Source organism: Acinetobacter sp. ANC 4805 (assembly GCF_022549495.1).
Classification (GTDB): domain Bacteria; phylum Pseudomonadota; class Gammaproteobacteria; order Pseudomonadales; family Moraxellaceae; genus Acinetobacter.
The window spans coordinates 262,352-282,308 of record NZ_JAKZGD010000004.1 but is presented as its reverse complement, the minus strand read 5'-3'; the positions used below and the strand labels follow the sequence as shown (position 1 = coordinate 282,308).

General features: G+C 37.9%; 17 protein-coding genes and 1 tRNA gene. 5 read left to right on the top strand and 13 right to left on the bottom strand.

What is annotated here, in order from left to right; genetic code table 11:
* Positions 1-78: 78 nt before the first annotated feature.
* From MMP60_RS07605 to MMP60_RS07570, 8 genes are all read right to left on the bottom strand, one after another.
* Positions 79-1,266, bottom strand: coding sequence for an HlyD family type I secretion periplasmic adaptor subunit (locus tag MMP60_RS07605; RefSeq protein WP_241335699.1), 1,188 nt, complete (start codon positions 1,264-1,266; stop codon positions 79-81).
* A complete protein-coding gene (locus tag MMP60_RS07600) occupies positions 1,263-3,404 on the bottom strand; it encodes a type I secretion system permease/ATPase (protein ID WP_241335698.1) in 2,142 nt (713 codons plus the stop codon). The genes MMP60_RS07605 and MMP60_RS07600 overlap by 4 nt, the downstream gene beginning before the upstream one ends.
* On the bottom strand, positions 3,401-4,936 hold the full coding sequence (locus MMP60_RS07595) for a TolC family protein (protein ID WP_241335697.1): 1,536 nt from the start codon (positions 4,934-4,936) through the stop codon (positions 3,401-3,403). Before MMP60_RS07595 ends, MMP60_RS07600 begins: the two co-directional genes overlap by 4 nt.
* A 296-nt stretch (positions 4,937-5,232) precedes the next feature.
* On the bottom strand, positions 5,233-5,979 hold the full coding sequence (lptB, locus tag MMP60_RS07590) for an LPS export ABC transporter ATP-binding protein (protein ID WP_241335696.1): 747 nt from the start codon (positions 5,977-5,979) through the stop codon (positions 5,233-5,235).
* Positions 5,979-6,527, bottom strand: coding sequence for a lipopolysaccharide transport periplasmic protein LptA (gene lptA / locus MMP60_RS07585; protein WP_241335695.1), 549 nt, complete (start codon positions 6,525-6,527; stop codon positions 5,979-5,981). Before lptA ends, lptB begins: the two co-directional genes overlap by 1 nt.
* The gene (lptC, locus tag MMP60_RS07580) at positions 6,511-7,059 is read right to left on the bottom strand and encodes an LPS export ABC transporter periplasmic protein LptC (RefSeq protein ID WP_241335694.1); all 549 of its coding nucleotides are present in this window, start codon (positions 7,057-7,059) and stop codon (positions 6,511-6,513) included. The genes lptA and lptC overlap by 17 nt, the downstream gene beginning before the upstream one ends.
* Positions 7,060-7,098: 39 nt before the next feature.
* Complete coding sequence (locus MMP60_RS07575) at positions 7,099-7,638, bottom strand: HAD-IIIA family hydrolase (protein WP_241335693.1); 540 nt, start codon at positions 7,636-7,638, stop codon at positions 7,099-7,101.
* 3 nt (positions 7,639-7,641) lie between these two features.
* Positions 7,642-8,619: a KpsF/GutQ family sugar-phosphate isomerase gene (locus MMP60_RS07570; protein ID WP_241335692.1), complete on the bottom strand. Its 978-nt coding sequence runs from the start codon at positions 8,617-8,619 to the stop codon at positions 7,642-7,644.
* 420 nt (positions 8,620-9,039) lie between these two features.
* On the opposite strand from MMP60_RS07570, the gene cysS reads away from it, so the two are divergent.
* The 3 genes from cysS (at position 9,040) to MMP60_RS07555 (ending at position 11,313) form a co-directional block, all read left to right on the top strand.
* On the top strand, positions 9,040-10,461 hold the full coding sequence (gene cysS / locus MMP60_RS07565) for a cysteine--tRNA ligase (RefSeq protein WP_241335691.1): 1,422 nt from the start codon (positions 9,040-9,042) through the stop codon (positions 10,459-10,461).
* A gap of 63 nt (positions 10,462-10,524) precedes the next feature.
* Positions 10,525-10,600: transfer RNA gene (locus MMP60_RS07560), tRNA-Gly, on the top strand.
* Between the two features lie 227 nt (positions 10,601-10,827).
* Positions 10,828-11,313 carry a copper resistance protein NlpE gene (locus MMP60_RS07555; RefSeq protein WP_241335690.1) on the top strand — a complete coding sequence of 162 codons (486 nt, stop codon included), beginning with the start codon at positions 10,828-10,830 and terminating at the stop codon, positions 11,311-11,313.
* Positions 11,314-11,397: 84 nt separating this feature from the next.
* Here the strand turns inward: MMP60_RS07555 and MMP60_RS07550 are convergent, their stop codons facing one another.
* The gene (locus tag MMP60_RS07550; RefSeq protein ID WP_241335689.1) at positions 11,398-13,002 is read right to left on the bottom strand and encodes an isocitrate lyase; all 1,605 of its coding nucleotides are present in this window, start codon (positions 13,000-13,002) and stop codon (positions 11,398-11,400) included.
* Positions 13,003-13,539: 537 nt separating this feature from the next.
* Between MMP60_RS07550 and MMP60_RS07545 the strand changes: the two genes are divergently transcribed.
* Complete coding sequence (locus MMP60_RS07545; protein ID WP_004663040.1) at positions 13,540-14,529, top strand: LysR family transcriptional regulator; 990 nt, start codon at positions 13,540-13,542, stop codon at positions 14,527-14,529.
* A 145-nt stretch (positions 14,530-14,674) separates the two neighbouring features.
* Positions 14,675-16,003 (top strand): hemolysin family protein, encoded by a 1,329-nt coding sequence (locus MMP60_RS07540; protein ID WP_241335688.1) that lies wholly within the window; start codon positions 14,675-14,677, stop codon positions 16,001-16,003.
* A gap of 37 nt (positions 16,004-16,040) precedes the next feature.
* On the opposite strand, the gene MMP60_RS07535 is transcribed toward MMP60_RS07540, so the two are convergent.
* From MMP60_RS07535 to cysD, 4 genes are all read right to left on the bottom strand, one after another.
* The gene (locus MMP60_RS07535; RefSeq protein WP_241335687.1) at positions 16,041-16,304 is read right to left on the bottom strand and encodes a ribosomal protein L7/L12; all 264 of its coding nucleotides are present in this window, start codon (positions 16,302-16,304) and stop codon (positions 16,041-16,043) included.
* 61 nt (positions 16,305-16,365) lie between these two features.
* Positions 16,366-16,881, bottom strand: coding sequence for a hypothetical protein (locus MMP60_RS07530; protein ID WP_241335686.1), 516 nt, complete (start codon positions 16,879-16,881; stop codon positions 16,366-16,368).
* Positions 16,882-17,080: 199 nt separating this feature from the next.
* On the bottom strand, positions 17,081-18,694 hold the full coding sequence (gene cysN, locus MMP60_RS07525; RefSeq protein ID WP_241335685.1) for a sulfate adenylyltransferase subunit CysN: 1,614 nt from the start codon (positions 18,692-18,694) through the stop codon (positions 17,081-17,083).
* A gap of 84 nt (positions 18,695-18,778) precedes the next feature.
* Positions 18,779-19,687 (bottom strand): sulfate adenylyltransferase subunit CysD, encoded by a 909-nt coding sequence (cysD, locus tag MMP60_RS07520; protein ID WP_005053074.1) that lies wholly within the window; start codon positions 19,685-19,687, stop codon positions 18,779-18,781.
* Positions 19,688-19,957 lie beyond the last annotated feature (270 nt).

The window sequence follows — 19,957 nt, the reverse complement described above, 5'->3', positions numbered from 1 at the left end:
CAAGCTTAAAAAGGAATTATAACTTTTCACACCGAAATAAAAAACCTCGCATCAAGCGAGGTTTAAGCTATATCATAATTAACGTTCGCGTAAGGCTTCTTTTGCTTTATTAAATGGTTTTAATAAATAATCCATGACTGTTTTTTCACCAGTTCGAATATCAACCGTCGCAACCATACCAGGGGTAATGCCAAAGGTTTTTCCTACTTTATTTTTGAGCTTATCAGAATCTGTACGAATATAGACACGATAATAAAATTGATCCTGCTTCACTTCATCACGAATCGTATCAGGTGAAATAACAGTGACTTTGCCTTTTAAACCACCATAAATTGAATAGTCATAAGCTGTAATTTTTACTAATGCTTCTTGTCCTGGGCGAATAAATGCAATATCTCTTGGAGAAATACGCGCCTCAATTAATAATTTATCTTCTAAAGGCACAATAGTCATCAATTTACCATTTTGTGGAATTACTCCACCTAAAGTTGTGACATCAATCTCTTTTACAATCCCTCGAACCGGAGCTTTAAAAACAGCACGTTGTAAACTATCACTCCGTCCCATAACCACTTGTTGTTGTGTTTGAGTATCTGTACTGGCTTTAGAAAGTTCTTCCCTAGCCTTAACGTAATATTGATTACGAGTGTCATTCATCTTATTTTGTAAATCATTCGCTTCACGTTTCAACCTCAAAACTTCAACTTCACTTGCCGCACCCTTAGCAACCAACGGTTCTGTCATGACCAACTCTTGTTGTACTAATTTCAGTGCTTGTTGAAAGCCTGCTAATGATTCTTCAAGATTTTCACGGCGTGAATAATACAGTGCTGTTTCTTCTCTTACCAACTTTGGTTCTTTTAAAACTTCTTCAGGAAAAACCAAAGGTGTTCCATTAACTTCTGCACGTAAACGAGCAGCTGTTGCTTGGGAGGAAACTAACAGTGATTTAGATTCACCGACATTAGATGCGAAACGTGTTGGATCAAGTTGAGCTAGAATTTCTCCTTTTTGTACAATGTCACCTTCATGTACATCTAATTTCGTCAAAATCCCCCCCTCAAGAGACTGGATAATCTGCTCCTTAGAAGATGGAATAACCTTGCCTGTACCAGTTGAAACCTCCTCTAAGTTGAATAACCATGCCCAAATTAAAAGTACAAGTAAACCGATACCAACAATCCAGATCACAAAGCTAGAACGTGGTAAGTTAGGTTCTTTATAGGAAACATTCATTGAACGGCTATTGACTTGTTGTTCGCTCATGAATCTTCCCCTTGCTTGATTTGTTTTTGTTGTACAACAGACTGGTTTAAAACTTGATCACGAGGTCCATCCATGACCACTTTGCCATCATTCATGACAATAATACGATCTACCAACTCCAAAACAGCACGGCGATGAGTCGCTACAACCAAAGTTCGATGAGATAACCAACCTTTTAAATGATCAATGAGTTGTTTCTCAGCAACATCATCAATTGCAGCCGTTGGTTCATCTAAGAGCAAGATATTCGGTTGGCGAACGAGTAAACGTGCTAATAACAAGGCCTGTCTTTGCCCACCAGAAAAACCAACTCCTCCTTCTAGGACTAAATGGTCTAAGCCTTCTTTTTTCTCTTGTACAAAGCTCAAAGCACCGGTAACTTTTAATACTCTTAAGATATCTTCATCGCGTGCTAGAGGAGCACCCAATGTTAAATTCTCACGAATTGTCCCATAGAATAAATGCGCATTTTGATTCAATAATCCCATATCTCGACGCACATCAGCTGGATCAATCAAACTAATATCCAATCCATCTAAATGAACTGAACCATTGGTAGGAAACTGCATTCCTGACAAAACTTGCAATAAAGTCGATTTCCCCGCCCCATTGCGCCCCAAAATCGCAATTTTTTCACCCGCCTTAATTTTTAATTGGCGAATTGCTAAGCTTGGTCTTGGATCTTCTTCTGTATATTGGAACATCACATTTTTAAGTTCATAATCCCCATTTAGAACCTCTTTATGAACTAAATGAGCTTGATCAGCTTGATCAACAGATTTTTGCATAAGTTCATCTAGGCTTTTTTTAGCAACTTTTGCCTGTTGCAAACGTCCTAAAATACCAGTAATTTGAGAAATAGGTGCTAACATGCGTGATGACAAAATTGAACAAGCGACAAGCGCACCTGTGGTCATTTCACCATCCATCACCGCAAAACATCCCACCAAAATTACTGCAGCATAAGTCAAACCCTGAATCTTTTGAGTCCATGCGGTTAGAACGCCAACGATTTTACGTTGCTGCATACTAATATCAGCAGAAACTTCATTCATATGATTCCACTGATTTTGGAAACGAGATTCTGCACGCAATAACTTAATATCTTCAATACCTTGGACTGCTTCAACCAAAATTGCATTTCGGATAGAAGATTCACGCATCCCTTCTTGTGCAAGTTGCGCTAATTTTTTTTGTACCAAAATACCAGGCAATATCATCAATGGGACAACAATTAGCATCACCCAGAATAAATTACCGCCAATAATTGCAAAGATCACGAGGAATAAAAAGAAGAATGGTAAATCAGCAATTGCACCCATCGTTGTAGATGTCACAAGATCACGAACACCTTCAAGTTCCCGAATTTGTGAAATAAACGTACCTGTAGACTTAGAGCGCTCACTATTTTTTATTCTTAAAGCATGACCAAATACCCGATCTGAAACACGTAAATCTGCACGTTTCCCAATAATATCAGACAAATAAACACGGGAAACACGAAGTACAAATTCAAAAATTGCAGCAATAAATACCCCACCTGCAAGCACCCAAAGTGTGGGGATGGATTGCGATGGAACAACTCGATCATAGACTTGCATTGAGAAAATAATGGTTGCTAAAGCCAAAATATTTGCCATTAATGAAGCAAACATAATATCGATATAACGTTTCCAGTCTTGCAAGACAATCGACCAGAACCAATTTGCCTCATAAGGTTTAATATATTCATCAATACGTGCATCAGGAACCGATTTTTCTGGGCGTAGCACATAAATATTTTTGACAATCTGCTTAAGTGAATCTACCACAAACCTTTGCGATAACCCTTGATCACCACTTAATTGAATGCTCACATTACCATCAGTATCCGCTTTATCAATCACACCCACTTGACCATCATTAAATTCAACAATGACAGGCAATCGCCAGGGATTCACAACTTCATCGCTAAATTTAACTTTTCGTAAGTTAAGTCCAACCTGCCGACTCATTAATAATAAGATTTCATCTAAATTTTGGTTTTGATTCCAATCCAGTTGTAAACGAATTCTCTCTTCTGATGGTTCTATCCGATAATGCTTTGCAATCGTCAATACCGCTTGTAACCAAGGCTGATAATTTATTTTAGTCATCATGGCTGAACTTCAAACCCCTGAATTTGAATATTATTTAAGTCGTAGGCTTGACGCGAACGCCCTGTAGTCGCTATATACTGAGCAATACTGCTATAAATATCGTAACGTGCAGTTTCTAATTCAGAATTTGCACCATGAATCGCTTGTTCAGCATTTAATAAATCAACAAGCGATCGTGTACCTAGTTTATATTGTTCTTGATAAAGTTCTTTTGTTCTCACCGTTGTCGCTTGCCGACTCATGAGAACCTGCATTTGTCGCTGCTTATTTTCAATCTGTTCTCGACTCGTGCGAATCTGGTCAAGCACTTGTAGATAGATTGCATTGACTTGGGCTTTAGCAGCTTCTTCAGCAAAGCTCGCAGCTTTGATTTGTGAAGATGTTGCTCCACCTTGATAAAACTGGCTGGTCGCTTCCAACATAATAGCGCTATCAAATCCCCCGTCTTTATCATTATTCGGATTTCGACCATGCAAAGCCTGACTCAATTCGCCTTTTACAGATAATGTAGGGTAGCGAGTTAATTGTGTTTGCAACTTTTGAGAACGGGCAACTTCAATTCCTGCTTGAGCAGCAATCATCTGAGGAATAATATTAAATTGTGGTGCGGAATACAGATCAGACTGTTGAACTAAATCCTCTGGAATAGTCCACTGCGCATTACTTGGATCAAATCCAAGTAATGTATGTAAATGTTGTTGATATTGTGCGAGTAAAGATTGTTGAGCGATTAAAGCCGACTGAGCCGACTGTAAATAAGATTGAGCCTGAACAGGATCTGCCTGACTACTAATTCCCGCATTTGCTCTTAAATTTGCCATTTCCTGAATACGTCTAATACCAACTATTTGTTGGTTCGCAATTTTTATAAGTTTTTGATAGCGTTGAATATTAATAACAGTCTGCGCAACATCCAATGAAATATCATCAATTTTAATAAGAACTTTTGCTTGCTCTAATGCAAGCTTTGCTTGTTCTGTATTCACACCTGATTTTACTTTTCCAAAGTCATAAAGCATCTGTGTAGCATTTAATGCAAGTATTTGTTGTCCACGCGCTGATTTTTTTGTTAAATTTCCAGTATTGATTCCCCCAGTAATCTGGGGGTAATAGCCAGCTTTCGCCACATCAATATTTGCATTCTGTGCTGCTAGTGTTGCAAGCGTCTGAGAAATTTCAGGATTTCGTTGTACTGCAATTTTTACAGCATCTTTTAATACTTTAAGCTGAGTTTGCAACAAGGCATTTTGAACATTATCAATCGCATAACTAGAACCAACTACAGGTAGTTCAATAGTCGAAGGATTCACTGAGAAATTGCTTAACTTCTGCATATTCGCAACTTTAAAGTCTTCGCTACTTTTGGGTGCAAATAACTGAGATAGATTATTTTTTAAAGTATGGTACTGTTCACTTGGTGTTTCTGCATACACCGTTTGTACAGAAAAAGCCACAACACACATTAAAAATTTTAAATCTTTGCATATTTCCAGAAATCCATTGTTTACCTTTCTGTCGTTTTTAGCACTCATATTCTTTTCATATAGTTATGATTAAAAAGCTAATTCATTCTACTTATTTTTTTAGAAAAAACACTATACTCTAAACATTAATTCACCCCCTATAATCAGTTATTTTTATAAAATATTCTCTCACTAGTCACAAAAAAACATCACCACTGATAATTTTAAATCAGTTAAATTCAATTACATAAAAACAGAAGCATAATTTTAACGAATAAAAACCTAGAAATATATTCATTATTTTTACCGTTTTAAAAATAAAAAAAGAGCAGGATCTGCTCTTTCTCACAAACAACTGCTTAAATTTAAACCACAAAATCATCACCTAGATACACTTTACGCACTTGCTCATTATCTAAAATTTCTTGCGGAGTTCCTTCTGCAATCACAGAACCTTCACTTACAATATAAGCTTTTTCACAAATGGCTAAGGTTTCTCGAACATTATGGTCAGTGATTAAAACACCAATTCCTCGACTCTTTAACGTTTGAATAATATCTTTAATATCACCCACAGAAATTGGATCAACGCCCGCAAAAGGTTCATCCAATAACATAAATTTTGGATCAGCAGCCAACGCACGAGCAATCTCAGCACGACGGCGTTCACCACCTGAAACACTCATCCCCAATGAATCTTTAATATGATTGATTTTAAAATCATTTAATAATTCAGTTAAGCGTTGCTGGCGTTGTTGTTTGTTTAAATCTTTGCGTGTTTCCAAAATTGCCATGATATTTTCGGAAATTGTCAGCTTTCTAAAAATAGAAGCTTCTTGCGGTAAATATCCAATACCTTTACGTGCCCGCTCATGCATCGCTAAATCAGACAGGTCTAAATTATCTAAATGGATTTCACCCTTATCCATTCGAACAAGCCCTACCACCATGTAAAAGCTTGTCGTTTTTCCAGCACCATTTGGCCCAAGTAAACCCACAATTTGACCGCTTTGCATGGTAAAAGAAACATCTTTAACGACCCAACGTTTGCTATAGTTTTTAGCTAGATGTTTAATACATAAGGTTTGTGGTTGTTGCACTGATTGATCCATTAATCACGTGCCCCTGGAAAACTTTTTGAGCTTGACGGTGGAATAATAATTTGAACTCGATTTGATGAAGAACCTTGAGCTTCAACATCACCCTTATTCATACTATATTTCAAACTATTACCACGAATACTAGAACCACCTTGGTAGAGGTATGCTTTACCAGTCAATGTCAAAATACCTGTTTCTGCATTATAAACAATCGTCTGAGCCTCACCTCGTGCCAATCCTTTGTTGGTATCTATTTGTTGTTGAAACTTAGCTAATTGCCCTTTGGCAGTAATGGTTTGTATTTCTTTTTTAGCATTTAATGTCGCAATAATTGAATCAGCTTGTAGCTTCATTGTACCTTGCTCAATCACAACATTACCTGTGTAAGTTGTCACACCTGTTTTATCATTATAAGTAGCATGGTCAGCAACCAAAGAAAGCTGCTGATTACGATCAGATGGCAAAGCAAAACTTGAAACAGAAGACAAAGCAACAGCAGCAATACAGGTGACTTGTTTTAGGAAAGCGAAACGAGATTTAGAATTAAGAGCTTGGTGCATACTTTCCTCGAATTTTATAGAACTCATATTGACCATTATTCAAATTTGCCTTGAGACCTTGACTCACAAACTCAGAGTTTGGCGTTTGCACAGCCACCTCATGTTGTGTTTCTAGTTCTCTTGTTTTTGGGTAGCCTGTCAATTCATCCGTATGAAATTCCATTTTACCCTGATCAGACAATCGAGTCGCAACGACATTACCTTGCAGTACGATCTTAGTATTATCATTATAGCCTTTCGCTTGTTTTGCATAAAACATTGCGTCAGCTTTACCTTGCTTGTACATCACGGCATTTAATTGATCAAGCTGAGAGGTTTTTTGTTGCATATTTTGCTGCAACTGTTTTACTTCAGCCCGAATATACAAATTACCCTGCTCATCGGTTTGTGTTAAATGAACACCCTGTGCTGAATAAGTCATATTCTTCGCTGAATCTACATCCAACTTTTTTGCTTTGCCACTGTAATAATAATAGCCACCGCTTAAAGCAGCAATCAAAACAGCAACAACATATAAAACTTTGGTATCCATAAACAGGGTTACCTGACCTTTGGGTAATTCACGCTATTATTAATGTGGTACAGCTAGGTATTTTGCAAGTAGCTCTTGGTAAATGCCTTTTGAAAATAGTAGCATATCGCATACTTCCCGCACTGCGCCACGTCCACCCATCGCTTGTGTGACTAAATTTGCACGACGACGAACTTCTTCATGCCCATTTGGAACAGTAATACTCATTCCTGCAATCGCAAATGCAGATAAATCAGGCCAGTCATCCCCCATATACAAACAGTCTTCAGGTAAGATATTCAACTGAGCGCATGCTTCACGTAGTGCTACACCTTTATCTTCTCGTCCTTGAAAAATAAGATCAACACCTAAATCTGTCATTCTTTTTTCAACAATATTACTCTTGCGTCCAGTGATAATAATCACTTTCATTCCTGCTTTTTGGATCAATTTCATACCTAAACCATCACGAATATCAAATGATTTAAGTTCATCACCTGAATTGGTTAAGGTTACAAAGCCATCGCTTAAGATTCCATCCACATCAAGCACTAATGCTTGTAAATGACGTGCTTGTTCTTGTAAAGCATAAGATGCCATGGCTTAATTTACTCCTGCCTGAATAAGGTCATGCATACTAATCACACCAATCACTTTATTGGTGTGATCAACAACTACAAATTGATTAATTTTTCTCTCATGCATTTTTTCCAATGCTTCCACCGCACGGGCTTCTTGAGAAATAGTGAGTGGATTTTTGGTCATGACTTCAGCAACAGGTAGATTTACATCAAAACCTTGTTGCTGATCAATCATTCGACGCAAATCACCGTCGGTAAAAATACCTAATAAAATATCGTTCTCATCAACAACCGTGGTAAGACCCAAACGTTTATCTGAGATTTCATATAACACCTTATTCATCGGTGTATTGGGTTTAACTTTAGGTAATTCAGTCCCTGTATGCATCAAATGTTTTACATGCAAAAGTAACCGTTTACCTAATGCCCCTGCTGGATGCGAACGAGCAAAATCATCTGCGGTAAAACCACGTGCTTCCAACAATGCAACGGCTAATGCATCACCTAAAACAAGTGTTGCAGTCGTACTAGACGTTGGTGCTAAACCGAGAGGACAAGCCTCATCCGCCTCACCTAACGTCAGTGCAACATCCGCATTCTGTGGCATTGGTCCCTTATCATCACGACTGATGGTGATTAATGGCACACCTAGATGCTTGATTAACGGCATAAGCATCATGATTTCATCACTCTTGCCAGAGTTTGAAATGGCAATCAGAACATCTCCTCGCACCAACATACCCAAATCACCATGCCCCGCTTCGCCTGGGTGCATAAAAAATGATGGTGTTCCAGTTGATGCAAAAGTAGCTGCCATCTTCCGACCAATATGACCAGATTTGCCCATACCCGTCACAACAACTCGCCCTTTACACTGCAAAAGGATTTCACAGGCACAATCAAAACTTTCATTAATTTGTGTCGCAAGAACCTCTAAGGCTTGTTGCTCGATTCGTAGGGTCTCTAATGCGCTTCTTTGAAAATTTATGGCTTGTGACATATGAGTTTGACCCAAAATAATACGCTATCCACCTGAAGGTAGATGATTTTAATCAAAAGAATGATGCTGATTCTAGCATAATTGAAAAATATGCACGTTTCTAAATGTAGTAGTTTTCATCGAAAATGAAGAGAGATTGAACTTATGTCAAACAAATCACAGCAGCTATAAAATCAATAGAATTGATCACCAATCTGTAAACTGAATTTTCAAAATCCTCTCTATAAACCATATAGCAACATACAAATCATACTCGTTTTATAGATTTTCTAAGCCTACATCATTTGGAAACAATCCATTAGATTTCAACTGACCCAATCATGAATAGCACTTCTCCATTTTTTTCACCTGATAACTTTATGAAATACAATGCATACGTTATGATGAATCACGATTTTTGTAGAGTGTTTGAAAACCCTTATGCAACATTTTGTTCTATATAATTCTGAGCAACGTAAAAAAGTTGAATTTGTCCCACGCCAAGAAGGTCAAATCGATATCTATGTCTGTGGTATGACCGTTTACGATTACTGTCATATTGGACACGCTCGAGTTATGGTTGCATTTGACTACATCATCCGCTTCTTACGTAGCCAAGGCTGGAAAGTTCGCTATATCCGCAACATTACCGATATTGATGACAAAATCATTGCGCGTGCCAATGAAAATGGTGAAAGCATCCAACAACTCACAGCACGTTTTATTGATGCAATGAATGAAGATGCCGCCAACTTAGGCTGTGCTGCACCAGACGAAGCACCAAAAGCAACTGAATATATTGATCAAATGCAAAACATGATCAACACACTCGTTAGTAAAGGTGCTGCCTACCCTGCTAAAAATGGCGATGTGTATTTTGAAGTCACTAAATTTGATAAATATGGTCGCTTATCAGGTCGTAAATTGGATGATATGCAAGCTGGCGCATCAGAACGTGTGGATGTCGAAGTAGACAAGAAGCATCCATTTGACTTTGTACTTTGGAAACATGCCAAAGAAAATGAACCTGCATGGGCTTCACCATGGGGTAATGGTCGCCCAGGTTGGCATATTGAATGTTCTGCAATGTCGACTTGCTGCTTAGGTAATCATTTCGATATTCATGGTGGTGGTTCGGATCTCATGTTCCCACACCATGAAAATGAAATCGCGCAAAGCGAAGCATCGACGGGTGAACAGTATGTGAATTACTGGATGCATGTCGGTTTCATCAATGTTGATGGTGAGAAAATGTCTAAATCATTAGGCAACTTCTTTACCATTCGTGATGTTATGGATAAATTCCATCCAGAAGTCATTCGCTACTTTATTGTGTCATCACATTATCGTAGCCCAGTGAACTTTTCAGATTTCGCATTAAAAGAAGCGAAAGCAACGTTAAGTCGTTTCTATCATTCTTTTAAAGCCTATCAACAAATTTATGGGCAAAAAACAGTTGAAACCTTAGAACAAGATTTTGTTGAACGTTTCAATAGTGCAATGCGTGATGACTTCAACACAGCTGAAGCAATTGCAGTATTATTTGAGCTCAATAAAGAATTAAATCGTGCTGTTAAAGAAGAACAAGCTGAGCAAGCAACAGTTCTGTATTCAACGCTACGTCATTTAATGAACATTCTTGGTTTGGTTCAACATGATGTCGAAGAGTTTTTAAAATCTGATATTGGACAGGAAGCACTTGCTCTGTCTGATACGGAGATTGAAAGTTTTATTCAACAACGTGTCGATGCGAAGAAAGCGAAAGATTTTACGAAAGCAGATGAAATTCGCCAATCATTGTTAGCTCAAGGGATTGTTCTTGAAGATACTCGTCAAGGAACCACTTGGCGGCGTGCTGATTAATTAAGCACTTAGTATGATAGAGAGTTGACAGTTTGATGAAATTCTCTATAATGCTTTCATATTGCGGGAATAGCTCAGTTGGTAGAGCATAACCTTGCCAAGGTTGGGGTCGCGAGTTCGAGTCTCGTTTCCCGCTCCAAAATTTAAAAAGCCCTTATCTTTTGATGAGGGCTTTTTCATATCAATGGTTTATGGTTTTCTAATACCAAAATTCAGATTATTAATACAATATAAATAGAAAAAATTGCAATTAAAGCAATGAATCAATTTACTAAAGGTTAAATAACACTTACATACTATCACTACCCTTTTCCTTTGAAATTTCATAGTTTAGATGGCAATCTTTTCAAAAAGGTCAAATCAAAAATGAAAAAATCCATTCTCGCACTTTCGTTAGCTTCTCTTGTTTTAGTGGCTTGTAGCAAAACTGAAAATAAAAAAACAGAAGAGCAGCAAACACCCGCACCAGCCACGACAACTGAAGCAGTATCAGAGACTGCGATAGCAGATACAGCACACACTGCTGAAAACTCATTAGATTGGAATGGTACTTACAAAGGCGTACTCCCTTGCGCAGATTGTGAAGGGATTGAAACCGAGTTAAAACTCAATCTAGATAAAACCTATGAAATAAAAGAAACCTATCTCGGTAAAGGTGATGGTAAAGCATTTGAAAGCAAAGGTAGCTTCCAATTCGACAGTAAAAATTCATCTATTATTACGTTAGATAAAGCTGGCGATAATCGCAAATATTTTGTTGCTGAAGGTCATCTAAAAGCACTAGATTTAGAAGGCAATCAGATTACAGGTGCTTTAGCAGATAAGTACCAACTTAAAAAAGAAGTTAAATAAGCAATCACTTCTTATTAGTTTTATAAAAACCAATAGCAAGAAACCCTGCATATGCAGGGTTTCTTTATTGAATCAAGTCAAAGCTTAGTGAGCCGAGAATTGGTTCATTGTATTTTTAGCATCATCGTGCGCTTTAAGAGCGTTGTCACCAGAGAAGATCTCTTTGTGATCATCACCGATGTCAGAACCAGCCATTGCTTGGTGTTTAACACAAGCAATACCGCCACGGATTTCTTTACGTTGTACGCCAGCAACATAAGCCAACATACCTTCAGAACCGAAGTAACCTTGTGCAAGCTCATGAGTAGAAAGCGCAGCAGTGTGGTAAGTAGGAAGTGTGATCAAGTGATGGAACACACCCGCTTCACGAGAAGCATCAGCTTGGAATGTACGTACTTTCTCATCAGCATCAGCAGCTAATTCAGTTGCATCGTACTCAGCGCTCATTAATTTAGCACGGTCGTAAGCAGAAACGTCTTTACCTTCAGCAACCCAACGGTCGTAAGCTTGTTGACGGAAGTTTAAAGTCCAGTTGAATGATGGGCTGTTGTTATAAACAAGCTTAGCATTTGGAACTGTTTCACGTACACGGTTAACCATGTGAGCGATTTCTTCTACGTTTGGAGTCGCAGTTTCGATCCAAAGAAGGTCAGCACCATTTTGAAGGCTAGATACACAGTCAAGTACAACACGGTCAATTTGAGTGTCAGCACGGAACTGATATAAACCAGAAGCTAAACGCTTAGGACGGTGTAATTTACCACCGCGCTTGATTAAGATTTCATCTTCTTCAGCATCAGCGATGTCAATTTCAGTTGTGTCTAAGTAGCTGATGTATTGAGAAGCGATGTCACCTGGCTCTTTAACCACTGGGATTTTTTGAGTTAAGTCAGCGCCTTCAGAGTCAGTACGAGCAACGATGATACCATCATCAAGACCCATTTCTAAGAATGCATAACGTAATGCATGGATTTTAGAGATGAAGTCTTCGTGTGGAACAGTTACTTTACCAGCTTGGTGACCACATTGTTTAGCATCAGATACTTGGTTTTCGATTTGAAGCGCACAAGCACCAGCTTCGATCATTTTACGAGCAAGTAAGTAAGTTGCTTCTTCGTTACCGAAACCAGCATCGATGTCCGCAATAATTGGCACAACGTGAGTTTGGAAACCATCGATTTGAGCAGTGATTTCAGCAGCTTTAGCAGTATCACCAGCTTCGTTTGCTTTTTTAAGCGCACGGAATAAATCGTTAAGTTCTTTCGCATCAGCTTGACGTAAGAAAGTATAGATTTCTTCGATCAAAGCAGGTACTGAAGTTTTTTCGTGCATAGATTGGTCAGGAAGTGGACCAAATTCTGAACGAAGTGCAGCAACCATCCAACCAGAAAGGTAGATATAGCGACGTTCAGTAGTACCGAAGTATTTTTTGTTCGCGATCATTTTTTGTTGCGCGATAAAACCGTGCCAGCAACCTAATGATTGAGTGTATTTGCTAGAATCAGCATCATAAGCAGCCATATCACGACGCATAATCGCAGCTGTATATTTAGCAATGTCTAAACCAGTTTTGAATTGGTTTTGCATTTGCATACGCGCAGCATCTTCTGCGCTGATATCGCGCCAAGTGTTGCCGAATTTTGCTTTTAGTTCGCGGATTGCATCAATCGCTGTTTGATATGTAGACATGATATATTCCTTTTGAGGATTGGCATCGAATGACTGCTAAAAATCATGCTTTTATAGTCTAGATTTTAAGCATTTCATCAACATGTTGCACAGCTTAGTCTTTGCAAACAAATTTATCCAATATCCTAGGTTAATTTTCAGTATTTATTTATGAAATATACAGATAAAGAGGGATTTAAAATTTAAATAAAAACCACAAATTACTGTTATTAAACATTTTAATAACAGTAAAAATTCTAAAAAAATAGAATGTTCTATTAGAATCGTATTATTTCCACACACTTTAAAATCAGTACCCCATACAAAAAAATCTCTGAAATAATCGCTCGCATTAAAATAATGGTTATTTTTCATTATTTTGACTCCATTTATAGAATTTTGATCGTAACTTCCAAATTATATAAATGTGAATGACTCACTCAGACCAACCTATTCAACCATTTACTGCCATTTTTATAGTGTATTAAGTTACACAAACGGTTTTACATATGTCATAATTCAACACAATTCAAAAATTTTATTTTCGGTATTTTTTTTATGAATCTGGAGCGAGTGGATCTCAATTTATTAATTTATCTTGATGTACTTCTTCGTGAAAAAAATGTCACACGTGCTGCCGAACAACTGGGTGTTACCCAACCAGCGATGAGTAATATATTACGTCGCTTACGTAACTTATTTAATGACCCTCTCCTGATTCGTTCTTCTGAAGGAATGACACCAACTGAACGTGCATTAGAGTTACAACCTCGTATTCGTGATGCATTGTCAGATCTGTCAATGATTTTAGAACCACGTACCGAATTTAGACCTTATACAAGTACTCGTGTTTTCCGTATTATGACATCGGATTATGCTGAAGCAACACTTGTTCCTCGTTTAGTTAAAGCATTACGCTCAGAAGCACCAAATGTTGTACTCGACTTCTTAACACCAAGTGATGTGTCTTATCGTGACATGGAGCAAGGTAAAGTTGATCTAGCAATTAATCGCTTTAACGAAATACCACAAAGTTTCCACCAAGTTTTGGTGTGGCGTGATAGTTTTAGCTGTATTTTAAATGATAAGCACCCTGCTGTAACTCACCTCAATCTTAAAAGCTATTTAGATGCTCAACATATTTGGGTATCTAAAACAGGAATGGGGGTAGGTTTTGGCGTAAACCCTGACAAACAAGCAGGACTTGGTTGGATTGATCAAGCCTTAGAACGCATTGGTCAACGTCGTAAGATTTCGGTATTTACACGCCATTATCAAATGCCTGCACTTTTAGCACAAAATGTTGATCTGATTGCCACATTACCAACACGTATGGCACGCCTACAAGCACAGAATCCTCGACTTCTAATCAAAGATCCTCCTTTCTACATTCCAGAATTCGAGCTAAAAATGGCTTGGTGTCCACTATTACATCATCATCCAGCACATCGTTGGTTAAGACAACTGATTCTATTTGTTGCACGCCAAATGATTGAAGAAGAAAATCGTGAGTTTCTTTTAAATAATTCACAATTTTCACAATACTAAAATATTGCTTTGTAACAATATGAATCCCTCTACGGATATACTTGTTTCATAAGCAAAATTGTTATACTGAGGTAATACCCAATTACCTCTCTTCTTTTTTTATGTTACAACATATTCATAATAAACGATGAACCACAGGTGATGTGTGAGTCTCTTCCAAAATATTATTATCATTATTGTGCTGATTATTGCAGCAGGATTCCTCTCACTCACTGAAATTGCACTTGCTGGCGCACGAAAAGTTAAATTAAAGATCTTGGCAGAATCTGGTGAAATTCGTGCGCAAAAAGTTCTGGACTTACAAGAACAATCTGCTGACTTTTTTGCAGCCTCGCAAATAGGACTAAATGCCGTTGCAATCTTAGGCGGCATTTTAGGTGAAGCCGCTTTTCGTCCGTTTTTTGTAGAAATGCTGAAACAATTCTATGTGGGTCCTTGGTTAGAAACCATTGGCTTTGCCTTATCATTTACCCTAGTGACCTCCCTATTTATTCTATTTGCTGATTTAATGCCAAAACGTTTGGCAATGATCGCTCCAGAAAAAATTGCGATTAGTGTCATTGAACCGATTCAAGTTTTTATTAAAGTCTGCAAACCATTGGCTTGGGGAATCAATGCCATTGCCAATCTGCTGTTCCGTTTATTTAAAGTGAATACCATTCGTGATGACAACATTACCTTTGATGATATTTCAGCCGTTATGGATGCTGGGGCTCAAGCTGGGGTACTACAGAAACAAGAACATCATTTTATTGAAAATGTTTTTGAACTTGAAGAACGTACCGTCCCATCAAGTATGACCACACGTGAAAATGTGGTTTATTTCACCTTAAAAGAAAACGAGAATAGTATTCGCCAGAAATTAGCCGAATATCCCTACTCGAAGTTTTTAGTGTGCAATGAACAAATAGATCAAGTCATTGGTTATGTTGATACAAAAGATATTTTAGTACGTATATTAAATAATCAATCTCTCCTTCAGCTTAATGAATCAACCATTCGTACTGTTCTGATCATTCCTGATACGCTGACTTTATCTGAAGTACTAGATCGTTTTCGTTCGACCAAAGAAAAATTTGCTGTTGTGATTAATGAGTATGCTTTAGTTGTCGGTGTCATTACATTAAGCGATATTATGATTACGGTGATGGGTGATTGGGTCACACCAATGGAAGAAGACCTACAAATCATTAAACGTGATAATCATTCATGGCTAATTGATGGTAGCACCCCTATTGAAGATGTAAAACATGTACTCGGAATTGAAGAATTTCCTGAAAACGAGAATTATGAAACCATCGCTGGTTTTATTATGTATCGTCTACGTAAAATTCCACGTCCTGCTGATGCGGTAGAATATGCTGGTTTTAAGTTTGAAGTGGTTGATATTGATCATTATAAAATTGATCAATTACTGGTCACTCAAATTATCCCAAGCTTAGAAAATGAACCGCCTACATCACCAACAGAATAACGCACCATAAAATAGAGCCCATTTCTTGGGCTTAATTTTATTTCATCATTAACCAAGTTAAAATGATGAATACGACAAAAATCAGAATAAAGATTTTAACGCCACCACGACTACGTTGAGCTAATTGCTCTTGAATAAGTGCTTGCTCTTGTGGATGATCTTTTAAATATTGCTCAACCAAGTCTTTGGATTCTTTCAACCCAAGACCTGTTTTCTCACGCGTAATTTTAATTGCATCAATCAGTTGCCCTGCTCTTAATGCTTGTAAAGCCTCATGCGGAATCTCTAAATTCGAGTTCATAAAATTAACATCCTTGTTATTTTTAATCATTTATTCCATTTTGCAGAAATCTTATTGAATCTTAATTTCCACCATACAATGAAATCAATTGATCTAAAGTCGCTTGGTAATGAATCGCTATGTCTTCAGATAAAATTTTATATGCATTATCAAACTGAACCATTGGCCAGCCTTCTTTCCAAAATGGAAAAATATTATGTAAACCTTCAGTCACAATCGCATCCTCGCGGCTGATTGCCTGTGCAACCTGAGATAAAACCTGTGCCGTTTCTGCACCATCAATCGCAAGATAATCAATATCACGTACTTTTAAAATACGGATACGGTCTTTTTTATAACGGATTTTTTTAGCCTGCCCTGCATTTAAACCTAATGCAAGTGTCACTGCTTCTACAAATTTTTCTTCAAAACTTGTATTCAAAGCCACCAATGCTTGTTTATGTGCTTCTTGACGCCCAGCCTTTCCCCCATTACGGATGATCTCATTTGCTTCAACATCAAGCTCATCTTTTTTCATAGACTGTAGAACGTCTAAAATTTCGATATCGCTTAAATATTCAGGAGATTGTTCAGTCATGGGAGTCCTTAGACAATAATTTAAAGAACTATTGTCTCATAAAAGACATTTCAAAACAGAATAAAAATATCAGCCCGATATATTTACTCATCTTTTAAATCACAGCTCAAAATCAGCAACCTCTAAAACTAAAATCTAAGTTGTATAAAATAAACAAGCCCGCTTCATGAAGCGGGCTTGTTTAAATCAGTTCAATCGCTTACAGGCGAACTAATTCAATAATTTGATCAACTGCCTCTTCAACAGTGTCAGCAGTGATATCAGTATCAGTACCATCAACAACTGTTGTGAGCACAACAACACCTGTTTCACGTAACAGCGTAATTTGCTCAGTCGTTAAACCAACTTTCGCAATCGCAACGACACCTTGTTGAATCAACAAACTTTCTAAAGCTTGTGCATTCTCGATTAACTGCGCAGAAACACCAATCACAGCAGGTTTTTGACCTAAACGAGCGGCACGATCTTCCGCTGTTACAGGATTGCTATGCGCAGTCCATTCTACTGCGGCTTCAACCATCCCCGCACCAACAGTAACGTTGCTTAAGCGGTCAATAAAGATAAACGAACCTGTATAACGGCTATCTTGATATTGGTCAAATACCACTGGAGCATCAAACTCAATCACAAGATCTGCAATCGCATTTAACTCAATTTCTTCAACTTGAGTATGTTCAAGAGTATTTACGTTGACACGATAATTGATCGCACTGACTTTTGCAGGAACAGTTTGCGTACCAATTTTAACGTTATATAGTTTACCTTTCACTAAAGGATGCTCATTCATCCATACAACAGATGCGCGAACACTACGTGAAATAAGCGGTTGTTCACCTGCACGAACCAAAACGTTACCACGAGAAATATCAATTTCATCATTTAACGTTAAGGTAACCGCTTGACCTGCAATTGCTTGTTCAAGATTTCCATCAAAGGTCACAATTTCTTTAACCGTTGATTTTTTACCTGAAGGTAAGGCAACGATTTCATCACCAACGTTGATTTCACCAAGCGCAATCGTACCCGCAAAACCACGGAAATCAAGGTTTGGACGATTTACATACTGAACAGGGAAACGGAATTCATTTTTATTTGATTCGCGTTTAATTTCCACCGACTCAAGAATGCTCATCAAGGTTTGACCCTTGTACCACGGCGTACTTGCAGATGGATTAACGACGTTATCGCCATTCAATGCCGAAATCGGAACGAATAAAATATTCTCTGGACGACGTTCACCAAGCTGACTTAAGAATGCATCATATTCAACTTGAATTTCATTAAAACGTGCTTCAGAAAACTCAACCAAGTCCATTTTATTGATCGCAACTACGATATTCTTGATACCGAGTAAGCTTGCAATAAAAGTATGACGGCGAGTTTGCGTTTGTACGCCATAACGCGCATCAATCAAAATGATGGCAAGATCAGCTGTTGATGCGCCCGTTGCCATGTTACGTGTGTATTGTTCATGTCCTGGTGTATCTGCAATGATGAACTTACGTTTTTCAGTTGAGAAATAACGATAGGCTACATCAATCGTAATCCCCTGTTCACGTTCAGCTTGTAAACCATCTACAAGTAAAGCAAGATCAGGCGCATCACCAGTCGTTCCTACTTTTTTACTGTCACGTGTTACCGCTTGTAATTGATCTTCATAGATCAACTTTGAATCATAAAGCAAACGACCAATAAGTGTTGATTTACCATCATCGACGTTACCACAGGTCAAAAAACGCAGTAGGTCTTTATTTTCGTGCTGTTTTAAATATGCCAAGATATCTTGGCTAATAAGATCTGATTGATGAGACATTGCTCAAAACTCCACATATTCTTTAGAAATCGGTTCTAATCTCCCCTAAATCCCTCTTTAAAAAGAGGGACTTGCTTAAGGAAATTAGAAATAACCTTCTTGCTTTTTCTTTTCCATCGAACCAGCCTCATCATGGTCAATCATACGACCTTGACGCTCTGAACTCGTAGCCAAAAGCATTTCTTGGATAATTTCAGGCAATGTATCCGCTTCTGATTCAACTGCACCTGTTAATGGGTAACAGCCGAGTGTACGGAAACGTACCGATTTCATTTGAGGCACTTCTCCCTCTTTTAAACGCATACGCTCATCATCTACCATGATGAGTGTGCCACTGCGCTCTACAACTGGACGTACAGCTGAGAAATAAAGAGGAACAAGTTGAATATTTTCTAAATAAATATATTGCCAAATATCTAACTCAGTCCAGTTAGATAAAGGGAAAACACGAATACTTTCGCCTTTGTTCACTTTACCATTGTAAAGATTCCAAAGTTCTGGACGTTGGTTTTTTGGATCCCAACGATGCTTAGTGTCACGGAATGAATAGACGCGTTCTTTCGCACGTGATTTTTCTTCATCACGACGTGCCCCACCAAATGCAGCATCGAACTGATATTTATCTAATGCTTGCTTTAAACCCTGAGTTTTCATGATGTCCGTATATTTTGAACTACCATGATCAAATGGGTTAATTCCTGCATCACGACCTTCTTTATTTTGATGTACGATCAAATCAAAGCCATGTGTTTTTGCCATGTTGTCACGGAATGTGATCATGTCTTTAAACTTCCAACCTGTATCTACATGCAGGAGTGGAAACGGAAGTTTTGCAGGGTAAAATGCTTTCATTGCAAGATGTAGCATTACAGCTGAATCTTTACCAATAGAATAAAGCATGACAGGGTTTTCAAATTCAGCGGCAACTTCACGAATAATATGAATACTTTCAGCCTCAAGTTGCTTGAGGTGAGTTAATCTATTTTCAGTCATGTACATATCCCCCTTTATCCATGTTACCCATAAAATCTATAAGTGGCATTAAACCACCACTTGGAAGACCGTGTGGAGGAACGAGTACCATAACAACTCCAATTTTTCGTGATATCGATATTCTTACTAGCGAACAAATCAGTAATCTAGTAAAGGTTATCCATTATAATAATTTAGATTGACTTCTTTAGCTTGTTTTTTCATATCAATATGCAAAATTGTGATATGCATAGCGACAAAACAGAAGATCACGACTTTAAAACGCCTAAA